At 62.3% G+C, this 14910-nt stretch carries 12 protein-coding genes; 7 read left to right on the top strand and 5 right to left on the bottom strand.

The genetic code is table 11. The features are described from left to right. Positions 1 to 181: 181 nt before the first annotated feature. A complete protein-coding gene (locus AC1Z3W_RS07600; RefSeq protein WP_242431766.1) occupies positions 182 to 1471 on the bottom strand; it encodes a CaiB/BaiF CoA transferase family protein in 1290 nt (429 codons plus the stop codon). Between the two features lie 6 nt (positions 1472 to 1477). Then, a complete protein-coding gene (locus AC1Z3W_RS07595; RefSeq protein ID WP_057924878.1) occupies positions 1478 to 2638 on the bottom strand; it encodes a CaiB/BaiF CoA transferase family protein in 1161 nt (386 codons plus the stop codon). Between the two features lie 539 nt (positions 2639 to 3177). Between AC1Z3W_RS07595 and AC1Z3W_RS07590 the strand changes: the two genes are divergently transcribed. From AC1Z3W_RS07590 to AC1Z3W_RS07565, 6 genes are all read left to right on the top strand, one after another. Continuing rightward, positions 3178 to 3978: an SDR family NAD(P)-dependent oxidoreductase gene (locus tag AC1Z3W_RS07590; protein WP_057924877.1), complete on the top strand. Its 801-nt coding sequence runs from the start codon at positions 3178 to 3180 to the stop codon at positions 3976 to 3978. Between the two features lie 108 nt (positions 3979 to 4086). Beyond that, positions 4087 to 5142 carry a zinc-dependent alcohol dehydrogenase family protein gene (locus AC1Z3W_RS07585; RefSeq protein ID WP_057924876.1) on the top strand — a complete coding sequence of 352 codons (1056 nt, stop codon included), beginning with the start codon at positions 4087 to 4089 and terminating at the stop codon, positions 5140 to 5142. Positions 5143 to 5207: 65 nt separating this feature from the next. After that, positions 5208 to 6668, top strand: a complete 1461-nt coding sequence (locus AC1Z3W_RS07580; RefSeq protein WP_057925160.1) for an aldehyde dehydrogenase — start codon at positions 5208 to 5210, stop codon at positions 6666 to 6668. 254 nt (positions 6669 to 6922) lie between these two features. Beyond that, positions 6923 to 7432 (top strand): MerR family transcriptional regulator, encoded by a 510-nt coding sequence (locus AC1Z3W_RS07575; RefSeq protein WP_057924875.1) that lies wholly within the window; start codon positions 6923 to 6925, stop codon positions 7430 to 7432. A gap of 2 nt (positions 7433 to 7434) precedes the next feature. Further along, entirely contained in the window at positions 7435 to 8985 is a 1551-nt protein-coding gene (locus AC1Z3W_RS07570) for an MFS transporter (RefSeq protein WP_057924874.1), read from the top strand. Between the two features lie 208 nt (positions 8986 to 9193). Beyond that, positions 9194 to 10078, top strand: a complete 885-nt coding sequence (locus AC1Z3W_RS07565; RefSeq protein ID WP_082664599.1) for an alpha/beta fold hydrolase — start codon at positions 9194 to 9196, stop codon at positions 10076 to 10078. Positions 10079 to 10161: 83 nt separating this feature from the next. Here the strand turns inward: AC1Z3W_RS07565 and AC1Z3W_RS07560 are convergent, their stop codons facing one another. The 3 genes from AC1Z3W_RS07560 to AC1Z3W_RS07550 form a co-directional block, all read right to left on the bottom strand. After that, entirely contained in the window at positions 10162 to 10875 is a 714-nt protein-coding gene (locus AC1Z3W_RS07560) for a nitroreductase (protein WP_242431765.1), read from the bottom strand. 76 nt (positions 10876 to 10951) lie between these two features. Beyond that, complete coding sequence (locus tag AC1Z3W_RS07555) at positions 10952 to 12244, bottom strand: acetyl-CoA hydrolase/transferase family protein (RefSeq protein WP_483507378.1); 1293 nt, start codon at positions 12242 to 12244, stop codon at positions 10952 to 10954. A 437-nt stretch (positions 12245 to 12681) separates the two neighbouring features. Next, entirely contained in the window at positions 12682 to 13611 is a 930-nt protein-coding gene (locus AC1Z3W_RS07550) for a LysR family transcriptional regulator (RefSeq protein ID WP_057924873.1), read from the bottom strand. Between the two features lie 112 nt (positions 13612 to 13723). Here AC1Z3W_RS07550 and AC1Z3W_RS07545 point away from each other — a divergent pair, with 112 nt between their 5' ends. Beyond that, positions 13724 to 14896 (top strand): acyl-CoA dehydrogenase family protein, encoded by a 1173-nt coding sequence (locus AC1Z3W_RS07545; protein WP_057924872.1) that lies wholly within the window; start codon positions 13724 to 13726, stop codon positions 14894 to 14896. Positions 14897 to 14910 lie beyond the last annotated feature (14 nt).

The raw sequence follows: 14910 nt of genomic DNA, 5'->3' as shown, positions 1-14910 counted from the left end.
CCATAGAGACTAAGCCGGGGGTGATCGGGCGTCAATTGGGAGTCGAAGAAGGGGCGACCGGGACAACCTCGGCGATATCGGTCATATCCCCAGGGCAGTCGAGAAGCCGAGGTCGCCCCGACGTTGTACAGCGCATGAGACGATCGGTGCGAAGCGGGCACGCGCCGTCGGTTCACCGGATTCAGATCACGTTCATTTCCCGCAATTTCCCGATTTCACCGTCGTCCATGCCCAACCACTCGTGCAGGACATTCGCGTTGTGCTCGCCCAGACGCGGTGGCGTCTTGGCTTCCGGCTCCGGAACATCCGACATCTTGACCGGATTTCCGGCCACCTGAATGGGTCCCCATACCGGGTCGTCGAGCGTCATGAGCATCTTGCGCGCAGCGACGTGCGGACATTCGAACAGGTCCGGCACATCATTCACGTTGGCGCAAGGCACGCCGCCCGCGCGAAGCTCGGCCAGCGCCGTTTCGCGTGACCGATCTGCGAGCCACGCGTCGATCTCGACATTCAGATCGTCCAGATGCTGCTTGCGCAACATGCCGTCGGCAAATCTCGGATCGTCCGGCAGATTCGGGCGGCCGATGACTTCCGCGAACCGCTTCCAGATGTGTTCGCCCAGTACCGCGATGACGATATACCCGTCTTTCGCACGATAGGTTCCGAACGGCGCGGTGACTGCGTGCACACCGGGAGGCGATGTCCGCTTCGTTGCCGAATACATCGCGACGGAGATTTCGTTCAGGATCAACGACGCATCGACCATCGAGATATCGATTTTTTTTCCCTTGCCTGTCGTGTGCCGATGCAGGAGCGCGAGCACGACGCCATAGAGCGCCAGGATCCCGCACTCGATATCGGCGAGCGAGAATCCCAGATAGGTCGGTCGGTCGTCGCTCCGCTCGGGACGATACATCAGCCCGCTCATCGCCTGCCCCACGATATCGAACGCCGGGAAGTCGCCGTACGGACTGGGCAGTATGTCGTCGTGTCCGAACCCGGAAATGGCGCCGTAGATCAAGCGTGGATTGATCTTGCTCAGGTCCGCATAGCCGAGCCCCATCCGGTCCATCACGTTCGGCCGCAGATTCTCGATCACGACATCGGCTTGCGCGGCGAGTTCGGTGAAGATGCGCCGACCCTCCGGGTGCTTGAGATCGAGCGTGACACTCTTCTTGTTTCGATTCGCACGCAGAAAGGCGAGGCCGCTCGGCCTGCCGTCGGCATCCTGTTTGACAGGATTCGTGCTGCGGGAAAAATCGCCGCCCTCGCGCGTCTCGATCTTGACGACTTCCGCGCCGGCATCCGCCAACCACATCGAAGCAAACGGCGCCGCGATGAAGTTTTCGACGGTGAGTACCCGAATGCCGGCCAGCGGCCGATCGGCACCCATCTTCGTTCCGACACGCGAATCATGCATTGCCTCCTCCATCACATCTCCTTTTCGTTCATCTTTGGAATCGTGCACGCGCGCTCACCGAATCGCATCTCGATTGCGCAGCGCATCAATCTCATGTTGGGCAAACCCCCAGTCGAGCAACGCTTCGTCCGTATGCTCGCCGATCCGGGCGGGGGGCCGCTGGATCGCACCTGGCGTGCGGCTGAAGCGCGGTGCCGGGCCGGGCTGTACCACGCCGGCCACCTCCTGAAACGTTGCTCGTGCGACGTTGTGCGGATGCTTCGGTGCTTCCGTCAAAGACAGCACCGGCGCAATGCACACGTTGGTTCCGGCTGCGAGGTTGCACCACTCGTCCCGGGTCTTCTGCCTGAATATCTCGGCAAAGCGTGTGCGCAGCAGTGGCCACCCGTCCGTGTCGTGCTGCTTCGGCAGCGCTTCGTCGGCCACGCCGAGCAAGGCCAGCGTCTCGCGATAGAAGCGCGGCTCGTTGGATGCGAGCGATACGTAGCGGCCATCGCTCGTTTCATAGACCTGATACCAGGGCGCACCTGAATCCAGCCGATTCGAGCCCCGCCGGTCGATCCACGCGTTGCCGGCATGCATGCCGTATATCAATGTCATCAGCGACGCGGAGCCGTCGACCATGGCCGCGTCGACCACCTGCCCCTGTCCGGAGCGCCGGGCCTCGAGCATCGCACTGACGACCCCTAGCGCAAGATAAAGCGACCCGCCGCCGAAATCTCCGACGAGATTGAGCGGGGGCACCGGCGGGCCGTTTTCGGAGCCGATGGAATGGAGTGCTCCGGTCAACCCGATGTAGTTGAGATCATGGCCGGGCGCGTCCGAGAGAGGGCCGTCCTGCCCCCATCCCGTCATGCGGCCGTAGACGACCCTCGGATTGACCGCGAGACAGTCGTCCGGGCCAACGCCAAGCCGCTCGGCAACGCCGGGACGAAAACCCTCGATGACGGCGTCTGCGCCCTCGACGAGGCGCAGGATCACCTCGACTGCCGCGCCATTCTTCAGATCCATCGCAATCGAGCGGCGGCTACGACGCAACAGGTCGAACCGGCTTTCCAGCGAAACACCGCTGTCCGACGGCACGATACGGTCGATTCGCAATACATCGGCGCCGAGATCGGCTAGCAGCATGGCGCAGAACGGCAGCGGCCCGATGCCGCCGATCTCGACCACCTTGAGACCCGCCAACGGGCCTTGGCCTTTGCAGCGTTGCAAATTTGTCTCCGATTTTTTTGCGGGATTTCGTATCGCCACCCCGCTTTTTGTGTCCGAGCCACTGTCTGCCTCGGAAAGCGTCTTGCCATGCGCGTCGGCAATTTGCCGGGCTTGCTCGTTGTCGAACGAAGCCAGCCAGCACGGTCAATCCTAGGGGCGCCGATCCCGTCGTTCAAATGCAGATTCGCGAAAGCGGCGTTGCGGTTTCGCGAACACGGCATCGCACCGCAAGTTGCGGTCATCTCGGGTCTCACACCCCGATCGATGGGCCGGCCAGTCATTCGTCTGCCATGTCAGAGCGCGACGAAGGTCGGATTCGAAAATAAGCAACGCCTCATTCGAAAAACGTCACTCGAATTACCGCGGCTCCGTACCTACTATTGCCCAAGCAGATATACGGCGCGCGGAAGACGGCAATTTGCCTCTCGCCGCCAGTCATTCTCGAACCGCCAGCCGGATTCGCACGATTCGCAATGTCGTGCGTGCCTAACCGACAGGCGAACTCGAACGAACTTCTCCATGATTTGAAGGCAATTTCAATGAGCGGTCTTGAAGGGAAAGTAGCCATCGTCACCGGCGGTACCGGCGGGATTGGCAAAGGCATCGCATTGCAGCTCGCAGCGCGCGGCGCAACGGTCGTGATCAGTGGGCGAAATGCAGCAAAAGCAGAGTCGGTTCTTGCTGAACTCAGGCAGGCCGGCGGTATCGCTGAATTTCTGTCGGGTGACGTGCGATCGAAGGCCGATATGGACGCGCTGGCCGCGGAGACTGCCCGTCGCCACGGCGGCATCGATATCGTGGTCGCCAATGCCGGCGGCAACGACGACGAGGCGCGGTCTCCCAAGGTTCGGGGCGCATTCGCCGATATCGATCTCGCACGTGTTGCCGCGCTGGTTGCCGAAAATACGGCCGCCAAGCTCTTTCCGGTGCAGGCCGCGTTGCCGTACATGCGTCCTCGTGGCGGCGGCAGCGTGATCTTCGTGACGTCGGAAGGCGGCCGGGTCCCCACACCGGGCCAAACGGCCGTTTCGACATTTGCCGGCGGCCTGATCCGCGCCAGCAAAGTCATCGCCAAGGAACTGGCGCGCGACAAGATCCGGGTCAACTGTGTTTGCGTGACGGTCGTGCGCGACAGCCCGTCATGGGACGCCGTGTTCGGCGCCGACAGCAAAGTGTCGGAACAGCACCGCAAACAATACGAAAAGGTCGTCGCCGGCTGCCCGCTCGGCGTTGCAGCGCCGACGGATATCGGTCAGGTCGTCGCGTTCCTCGCATCGAACGAGTCGGCCTACCTGACAGGTGCAACGCTGAGTCCGACGGGCGGGCTGACCATTCATTGATCGTGCCACGGGTCGTGCCTGAGCTCAGCGCACCGGTATCGGAACATTGACGCCTCGCGGAGCGACAGGGCACACACCGGCTTACGCACCAGCATTCGGAGAACTCTCATGCGCGGCATGGTCTTTCAGGGAAATTGCAAGGTCGATGTACTGAACTTCGACGATCCTGTTCCGGGATACGGCGAAGCAGTCATCGAAATGAAGGCGTCCGGCATGTGCGGGACCGACCTTCACTATTACCGTCACGGGATGGCGGAGTCGTTGAGCATGCTCGGCATGCGCGACCGGATGGAATCCGAGCAGGTCATCGGCGGTCATGAACCTTGCGGCGTCGTGGCCGCGGTCGGCCCGGGCGTCGATCCCGCAACGTTTCGGGTCGGCGACCGGGTCATGGTCTTTCATTACGCGGGATGCAGCTGCTGCGACCACTGCCGGACAGGCTGGACCCAACTGTGCGATCGCGGCGCGCGCATCTACGGCGTGCTGAGTCACGGCGGGCATGCGAACTACATGAAGGTACCGGTATCGTCCCTGGTCCATCTGCCGCAGGAAGTGTCGTTCAAGGGCGGTGCGGCCATCTCGTGCGGCACCGGCACGGCATACGGCGCGCTGCTGCGTCTGGATATCAGCGCGCGTGACACGCTTGCCGTCTATGGCCTTGGCCCTGTCGGCCTCTCCACCGCTCAACTCGCCGCCGCAATGGGTATCGAGGTGATCGGCATCGACATCAATCCGAGTCGCGTCGAGCGCTCGAAAGCATTCGGCGTCACGCACGGCATTGACGCCAGCAAAGTCGACCCCGTCGAGGAGATCCACAAGCTGACTGGCGGAAAAGGCGTGTCCTGCGCAGTCGAGTGTGCCGGCGGCGAATTGCCCCGCGCACAGGCGATTCGCAGCACGAAAGTATGGGGGCGTGTCGTTCTCGTTGCGGTCGGCGGGAACCTGACCATCGACGCGATGAAGGACCTGATCGGCAAGCAAAGGACGCTGATCGGCTCCTTCACCTTCTCCGAAGTCGGCATGAAGGACTGTGCCCACTTCATCGCCGATCACGGTGTCGAGGTAGACAAGCTCTTTACCGAAGAGTGGCGTCTCGAGCAAGCCGGTGAAGCCTACGCACACTTCAACCAACAAACGAGTGGCAAGGGCGTCATCGTATTTTGACGGCACGCACACCCGTGCCGTCCGGAATTTGGAAAGTGCCGTCGAAGACGGCCATGGAGAATCAGATGACCAAGAGAACGATCGACCTCAAGCATCCTCGAGAGTTCTACATCGGCGGGCAATGGGTGGCACCCTCCACCGCCGAAACGTTCGATGTCCTCGACTGTGCGACGGAAGAAGTCGTCGCGACCGTGGCAAAAGCCGCGTCCGCCGACATGCAGCGTGCAATCACCGCGGCGCGTGACGCATTCGACAACGGCCCGTGGCCCCGGATGACGCCGCAGGAACGCGCGGTTTATCTCGAGAAGTTCGCGGAACGCCTGGAAGCGCTGAACGACGATTTTGCACGCATCTGGTCGATCGAGACCGGGATCGTGTACAAGATCGCCCAGCCTCGTATCGGGCTGTTCATCAGCGGTGCATTTCGCCAGTATGCGGAAATGGCGTCGACCTTCCCGTTCGTCGAGGAGCACCGGTCGGTTACCGGCAATCTCGGCTATCGCGTCTACGAGCCGGTCGGCGTCGTCGGGGAAATCATTCCGTGGAATGGTCCTGCCGGGTTGATGGCGTACAAGACCGCGCCGGCATTGCTCGCCGGCTGCACACTGGTGATCAAGTCGTCGCCCGAGGCGCCCTGCTCGGCCTATCTGTTCGCCGAGATCTGTGAAGAAATCGGTTTGCCGCCCGGCGTGATCAATGTCGTGACGGCTGATCGGGACGTATCCGAGGAACTGGTTCGCCATCCTGGCGTCGACAAAATCACGTTCACGGGATCGACTGGCGCCGGCCGCCGGATCGCTTCCATCGCCGGCGATCGCGTCGCGCGCGTCACGCTCGAACTCGGCGGCAAATCGCCCGCCGTCATCCTCGATGATTTCGATGTCGAAGCTGCGGCAAACATCCTCGGGCCGTCCTATTTCGGCTACAACACCGGGCAAATCTGCCACAGCCTGACTCGAGTGATCGTTCCGCGTGCGAAACACGACGCGATGGTCGAAGCGTTATCGAACATCGCCCGACAGATTGTGGTCGGCGATCCGTTCGCGCCGGAGACGACCTCCGGCCCGCTCGCGAGCGCACGGCAGCGAGAGACCGTCGAGCGGTTCGTTGCAAAGGGCATCGCGGAAGGCGCAACGTTGGCAGCCGGCGGCAAACGGCCCCCCGAGTTGCAGCGCGGGTTCTTCTTCGAGCCGACGGTGTTCGGCAACGTGGACAACCGTTCGACGATCGCGCAGGAAGAGATCTTCGGCCCGGTATTGAGCGTCATTCCCGCCGACGACGAAGCCAGCGCGATACGGATGGCGAACGATACGCCATTCGGACTGAATGCCGCGGTCTTCACGAACGATAGCGCCCGTGCATTGCACGTGGCACGACAGATCCGCTCGGGGACGGTCGGCCACAATGGTCCGCGCACCGATTTTTCGATCGGCTTCGGCGGATTCAAGCAGTCCGGCATCGGGCGTGAGGGCGGCGTCGAAGGGCTGACCGCGTTCATGGAATCGAAGACCATCGTCATGGCTTGACGATTCGGCTGTTCCCGCGCGGTTCGCGCATCGACACGGGTAACAGAATCGATGGGTCACGCGGCTCTCTGATTTCGCGTAGCGGATCGACCGCGTTCCTCTCGGCACGCCAGTCCGACTCAGCGAAGCGCCGACAGAATGTCGGCGCTTCATTTTCACCAAACATGTACGCATACGTTGACGTTCCATGCAGCGCCCAGACGCGCCGCGTGAATCCGTATGCGCGGGCAACCGCCCTCCCCCTCTTTCATTCGATGCAAGCCAGGAATTCACCACTCGTCGCGATTCGCGAGGCCGCCCGGCAACTGGCCGTGACGCCCCGCACCCTGAAGTATTACGAGGAACTCGGCCTTGTGATCCCAGCCAGGAGCAACGGAAGGTACCGGCTCTACAGCGTTGCCGATCTGGACAAGCTCGGACGGATCCTGCGACTGCGCTCCCTTGGATTCTCGCTGCACGGCATCACCGAAATGCTCAAGCAGCCACTGGCAATCGAGGCCGACGGCCGCAGGCAGTATTCCGTCGAGTCGTTGCACGAGATCTCGTCAAGTCTTGCGGAACAGATAACCCGTCTGAATGCCCGGATCGTGCAGGTCCGACGCGAATTGAAAGATGCGGAGACACTGCGCAACGAGCTGAACGACGATCTCGAGTACTTGAGACGGCGACTCGCCGGCATCCCCGCGGAAGTGCTCGAAGGTGAACGTCTTGCCGCTCGCGAGCGCCGTTCCGCCTCGTTCGGATCTGGAAACGTAGCGTCGTGATCATGGCATTCTCCCGCGCACGGTCGCTTACGTACCGTCATCTTCGCCATGACCTTTTTCCCTGGGCCATCGCGTTGTCGGTCGGACTCGACTACTTCGACAATACCGCCTTCTCGTTCTTCAGCAGCTACGTGGCCGGCGGGATCAACGTACCGCCGGACGAACTGGTGTGGTCGTCGTCTGCATATGCTGTCGCCTCGGTACTGGGCATTCTTCAACAGCAATGGTTGATCGAGCGAATCGGATTCCGCCGATACCTCAGCGGCTGCCTGCTGATGTTCGCGATCGGCTCATTGGCGGCATCGCTCAGCGTTACATCATTTCAACTGGCGATGGCACGAGGCTTTCAGGCCTATTTCATAGGGCCGATGCTGGGTACGTGTCGGATTCTCTTGCAGACCGGCTTCTCGCCCAGGAATCGCCCGCCAGCGACGCGCCTGTTCCTGACGATCATCCTGTTGGCGAGCGCCCTTGCGCCGCTGGCCGGTGGCGTGCTCATTGCAAACTTCGGCTGGCATGCGCTCTTTCTCTGCACGACGGTCGCCGGACTCGCACTGGCCGTATTCGCGTTCCTGGTCGTTCCGCATATCGGCAAGCGCCAGCCGGCACTGCGCAGCGACACGCATCTCTGGCCCTACCTGATTTTCGCGCTCGCCCTCGGTGCGCTGCAGATCGTCGCTCAGCAGATCCGCTTCGAGCTGTTCAGCACGTCGCCGATACTGTTGCTCCTTACCGCAACGGGCCTGCTTGCGCTCGGTTGGGTTGCCTGGCAACAATGGAACCACCCCAAACCGCTCATTCGGCTGAATGCATTGCGAGAAGGCCCCTTCAGAATCGCCATCGTTCTCTATGCGTTCTACTACTACATCACGAATGCGATCGGCTATCTGATTTCACGAATGCTCGAAGGCGGGCTCGGATATCCGGTGGAGAATGCGGGCCGAATCGTCGGATTCACATCGCTGTCGTCGATCGCCGTGGCGTTCATGTATTTCCGATACGCGAAGTTCGTTACGCGCAAAAAATTGTTGATCGTTCCAGGATTTCTGATGGCTACGTTCATCGCCGTGTGGTTTGTCAACCTCCCCCCCGATGTGAGCGCATCCTGGCTCCTGGCACCGTTGATCGTACGCGGCTTCCTGCTGATGTTCATCGCTCTGCCGAACGGAAACGTGGCGTTCCAGATCTTCCCCGATCACGAGTTTACGCACGGCTACCGACTGAAGAATATCGTCAAGCAACTTGCGTACTCGCTATCGACCGCTTCCATCATCATCCTGGATCAGCACCGCCTCGCGCTACATCAAACCCGGCTGGCCGAGTTTGCAACCCCTTACAACCCGATCTTCGAGAACGCGCTGCAGTCGATGGCTCATGCGTTCGCCGAGCGCGGCATGAATACCGCGCAGGCCGAAGGTGCGGCTCTCGGAGAATTCGCGCGAATGGCAGCGCATCAGGCGAGCTTCATGAGCGTACTGGACTGCTTCTATGTGATTGCAATCATTTCCCTGGCCGGTGCCGTCATTGCACTCGTTCAGCGGCAGATAAAGTGACACGAGCGTGACCGCAGTACGGAACGTTCCGCGTGCCGAGATTGACGTAATTGCCCGCGCGGTCAAACTTTCAGGAATGCTCGGTGATCACGCTGGGCAACATCGGTCTATCCGGATCCCGGGCCGAGAACGCGGCATCCGAGTGCCTCGATGGCTCACGATGCCGGATCAGTGGCGAATGGTTACGTAATGCTGAAGCGGTGCAATCATGACGATTTCGATGAAAGAGGAAACCCGCCCTTCGTGCTCGAAGGGCAGGACTCACACCTGGACGAGTGCTGACGGCCTGAGGCTCGCCGGCGAATCGTGGGGCGACCCGCTCGGCACACCCGTCATTCTGCTGCACAGCAGCGGGCAAACGCGCCATGCGTGGAGCGGAATCGGCCGCGCGCTCGGCGCGGCCGGCTTTCATGCCGTTGCCTTCGACGCAAGAGGCCATGGTGAATCGGATTGGTCGCCGACCGGCAACTACAGTCAGATCGCGATGGTCCGCGATCTCGAACGCGTCGCGACGCTCTTCGACGGCCGACGACCGATGCTCGTCGGCGCCGGCCTGGGAGGTGGCACGAGCTTGCTCGCAGTCGGGGAAGGCTTTCTTGATGCAGCCGCACTGGTGCTCGTCAACATTGCGCCGTGTGTCGAGCCGCACGGTGTCGTGCGTCTGCAGTCGCTGATGCGACGGCCGGACGGGTTCGAATCTCCCGACGAAGCCGTCGACGCGATCAGGCGATATCGCCAGAATCCGAAAAATATGTTCATTTCAAGCAACGTGAACCGCAGCCTGCGTCACGACGGAGACGGAAGATATCGCTGGAACTGGGATCCGCATTTTCTCGCGTGGCCCCGCGACCTGGATCGACGCCACGCACGCTATTCTGCGTGTGCGCGAAGGCTCAAGCTGCCGACGTTGCTGGTGCGCGGCGGCAATTCCGACATCGTCAGCGAAGCGGGCGTGCACGAATTCCTCAAACTGTGCCCCCATGCCGAGTACGTCAACGTTGCTGCCGCCGGGCACATGGTGGCTGGCGATCGCAACGACGTCTTCGGAGAGGTCGCCGCGCAGTTCCTCGGTCGCCACATCCGCCCCGTCTAGCGCTGTCGGGTTGTCATCGAATCGGCTCAGCAGGTCGAGCCGTCACATGCGGCAAAAATCGAGGCAGGCGAACGCGTCACGGCTCAGACCATCCGCATCACGTCCTTCGTCGCTACCCGGGTGGAGCGAAATCCGTTGGCGGGATGCGCCAGATCGGCGTAACCGAATCCGATGCCGCAAACGAACTTCCGCTCGTCTCCGATCCCGAAATAATTTCGAATGAAGCCCGCATGGTTTGCGAGCGCCGCCTGGGGCGTCGTGGCAACGTCATAAGCGCGAGCCGCCAGCAGGAACGACGCGACGAATGCCCCGCTGTCGACTGCTGCGTACTGTCCGAGTTCGGCGGGCATCGTCAGGATCGCCACGTGAGGCGCACCAAACAGCCGGAAGTTCTCCGCAGCCTGCCTGGCACGAGCGACGCGGTCTTCGCGGTCGATACCGAGCGCCTCGTAAAGGGCATATCCGACTTCGCGACGGCGTTCGCCATAGACACCGGGATACTCTGCCGGAAACGGTATATCGGAATCCATCTCGGTATGCCGCGCGGCATGGTCGGCGAGTGCCGCACGGAATCGATCGGTCGTCTCGCGGGACGTCACCACCACATGCCATGGCTGCACATTGCACCACGACGCAGAACGTTTCGCGATGTCGACGATGCTGCCGATCACATTCACCGGAACGGCGTCCGGCAAGTATGCGCGGCACGTGAATCGTGAAGACGACAAGCGATGGATCGTTTCGACGTCCGACATGGTCCGTTCATTCAACCGCACGTGATGGATGCGCTTCTGCATGGTGTGTTTCTCCTTCCATTGATTCGCTATCGGGGCGCTTCGACTCGATTCGTCCCGTTGCAGCCGGCTGCGCCATTCAGCTACCCGGATGGGCTTCTCGTGCGAGACGTTCGCGATGATCGGGGTGTGCGACCGCAATCATCTTCGGAATGCGCTGGGCGAGAGACAGGCCACGCAGATCGGCAATCCCGTATTCGGTCACGATCACGCATCCGTCGCTTCTCGGTATCGTGACCGGCCCCGACAATCGCGTCACGATCCGGCTATGTCGCCCCGCGGTTGACGGCAACGCGACGATGGGAACGCCGCCATGGCTGAGCTGTGCCGCACGCAGGAAATCGCCGACACCGCCGACAGCGCCCACATACGTGTCGCCTACCACCTCGGCGTTGATCTGGCCGGTCAGGTCCACCTCCACCGCCGAATTGATCGCGACGAACCGGTCGATTCTGCGAAGCACCTCCGGGTTATGCGTGTATTCGGTACCGCGCAACTCGAGCGCGGGATTGCAATGCGCGAAGCGACGCACCCGTGCGGAACCGATAATGACCCCACCGATCGTGACCCCCGTGTCGATCGACTTCTTCGCGTTCGTGACGACACCGGCCTCGCAGAGCATTGCGACACCGTCGCCGATACTTCCCGAATGCACGCCGAGGTCGCGCTTGCCCCGCAGTTCCGCCGTCACTGCATCGGGAATCGAGCCGATACCTGTCTGCAGCGTCGCACCGTCCTCGACAAGCGATGCGACATGTCGACCGATTGCCTGCTCGACCGGCCCGGGTTCTGTGACGGGCGCCTCGGGGAACACCGCGTCGGATGCCACCAACAAATCGATATCGTCAGCCCGAAGATACGGCCCACCGTGAGTCCACGGAACGTCCGGATGCACCTCGGCGACAATTGCGCGCGCGTGCTTCACCGCCTCGACCAGATACTCGCGCGCAAGACCGAGGCTGTAGCGTCCCTGGTCGTCCGGTGGCGAGACCTGAAGCATCACGACATCTATCCGCAACCCGCCAGAACGGATCAACCCGGGCAGCTGCGAGTAATGGACAGGAAGAATGTCGAGCACGCCCGCGCGGGCCAGCTTTCGGTTCGATCCGCTCCCGCAGTAGGCGAGAAAGTCAAACGCGTCGGCATGCTCGGGGGCAAGTACATCGGCCAGGCCGATACCGAGGAAGATGCGGATCCGCTTCAGATGATCGCGCTGGGCAACGAGCGCGCGCATCAGCGTTACCGGCTCGGCGTGTGATTGGCCCCACATCACGGTGTCGCCAGGTCGAATGATGGTGGAAAGCGCTTCGCAACGACCAGCCTTGGCGGCATCGTTCGAAGATGCCGAAATCGAGGGTTCAGCGTGATTCATGCGCGACGAAATCGAAAGTCACGAAGATCCGGATCCGACGCTGCTCACTGCGTTCGGAACGGTCTATGTGGAATGGGGTAGTCGGCACGCCACCGCGGCATGCAACATGCTTCTACAAGCAGGCAAATTGGGCCGTCGGGGCCGCTACAGTAGGACTCGAGAGCAGCTGTGGCGGCAAAGGTGTTCTGCATCGATTGCAGCACTGCCATCGGGGCACGTCAACGCGGTCTCGGCCCGCGTTCCGTACTTTGGCGTGCGTTGTATCGAGCCCGCCGGGCGACCGCTGCCACTGCACTGCTGTCGCCGTTTCAGGGAAGATCGGGCGCGGTCGCACGCAACGCAATACCCGTCCAGACTCCACGCTCGGCCAACTCCTTGATCAGTTTGACTGACGATCCGCCGCACCGCCAACGTCGCCGTCTTTTTGAACTGACCGCTTAGCCTAGCCAGCGCGCATCGGGCCAGTGGCGCTGTTCGAACGTGTCCTTCACGCAATCGAGCAGCACGCCGACCACGCAGCGAACGGGTGCGGTCGCCTGCCGGCTGCTGGGCGCCGCCAGCACGATCGTGCGCCGGAGCCCCGGGGATGCCAGCGGCGCCGCGCTCAGCGTGCCCTGCTCGACCTCCCGCGTCACGCCAACCGCCGGCAGGATCGTCCAGCCGTGGCCCTGCGCGACCAGTTCCTTCTGCACGCTCAGCGCATTGGTCTCGGCGAAGACCTGCAACGTCACGCCTGCCTCGGCCGCGGCGTGCTCGATCGCCGCGCGCAGACCCTGTGGCGCCGCGGGCAGGATGAATGGCTCGTTTGCCACCCGCGATAGCGGCAGCGGCCGCTTGTGCGACAGCCCGACGGACGGCGCGGCGACGACCCACAGGCTTTCCTCGATCAACGCCTTGACATGCAGTGCGGGGGTCTCCTTCTGTCCGTAGAGCAGCGCCGCATCGACATCCCCGGCTTCGAGCCAGTCCTGCAGGTGGCCCGCATAGCCGATCGTGAGCCGCAGGCGGATGTGGGGGTAGCGCCGTGCCACCTCGCCCGCCAGCCGCGTGGCCAGCAGGTCCGACGTGCTCGCCAGCAGCCCGATGCTCACGATGCCCGCCACCGGCCCCTCGGTCGGCTGGATCTCGGCCTTGGCCCGCGCCACCTCGTTGAGGATGCGGCGCGCGTATTCGAGCATCGTCTTGCCCGACGGCGTGAGCTGCATGCCGTGACGGCTACGGTCGAACAGTTCCGTCCCCATGTCCTCCTCGAGCAGGCGCAGTTGGCGCGACACGGCCGGCTGCACGAGATTCAACAGGCTCGATGCACGGGTGACGTTGCCCGTTTCGGCCACGGTGACGAACGCGCGCAGTTGCTTGAGATCCATCGCGAATACCTCGATACCAAAAACTGATTCTACGATCAGAAAATTCTATTGTTTAAGAAATCCATCAAAATATATTATGGAAGCAACCCATGCCAATGACGAGACAGGATTCATGAGCGCTTCCATTTTTTCCGCCCCCGACCAGTACCAGGAAATCCGTGACGCGGTACGCGGCCTGTGCAATCAGTATCCGGCCGAATACCACCGCAAGATCGACGAGGCCCGCGGCTACCCCGAAGCGTTCGTCACGGCCCTCACGCAGGCCGGCTGGCTGGCCGCGCTGATTCCGCAGGAATACGGCGGCCCGGGCCTGTCGATGGCCGAGGCGTCGGTCATCATGGAAGAGATCAACCGCTCCGGCGGCAACTCGGGCGCGTGCCACGGCCAGATGTACGTGATGAACACCATCGTGTTCAGCGGCACCGAAGCACAGAAGCAGCGCTACCTGCCGCGCATCGCAGCGGGCGAACTGCGCGTGCAGTCGATGGGCGTGACCGAGCCCACCACCGGCAGCGACACCACCAAGCTCAAGACCACGGCCGTGAAAAAGGACGGCCGCTGGGTCATCAACGGCCAGAAGGTGTGGATCTCGCGGGTACAGCACAGCGACCTGCTGATCCTCCTTGCGCGCACGACGCCGCTCGACCAGGTGCAGAAGAAGAGCGACGGGCTGTCGTGCTTCATCGTCGAGCTGGACAAGGCGATCGGCAACGGCCTCACGGTGCGCCCCATCCCCAACATGGTCAACCACGAGACCAACGAGCTGTTCTTCGACAACCTGGAGCTGCCGGAAGATGCGCTGCTCGGCACTGAAGGCAAGGGGTTGAAGGTGATCTTCGACGGCCTGAACGCCGAGCGCACGCTGATCGCGGCCGAGTGCATCGGCGACGGCTACTGGTTTCTCGAGAAAGCGCGCGACTACGCGAGCGAGCGCAAGGTGTTCGGCCGCCCGATCGGGCAGAACCAGGGCATCCAGTTCCCGCTGGCCGAATCGTTCATCGAGCTGGAGGCCGCGAACCTGATGCGCTGGCGCGCCTGCGAGAAGATCGACGCGCGCCAGAACGCCGGGGTCGAGGCCAACATGGCCAAGTACCTGGCCGCGAAGGCAAGCTGGGAAGCGGCCAATGCGTGCCTGCAGACGCACGGCGGCTTTGGTTTCGCATGCGAATACGACGTGGAGCGCAAGTTCCGCGAAACGCGCCTGTACCAGGTCGCACCGATTTCCACCAACATGATCCTGGGGCATGTGGCCGAGCATGTGCTGAAACTCCCCCGCTCGTACTGATTCCGGAAGGAGTC

The sequence above is a fragment of the Burkholderia sp. 10_S31 genome (genome assembly GCF_056930375.1).
This window is presented reverse-complemented; position numbering and strand designations above follow the sequence as displayed.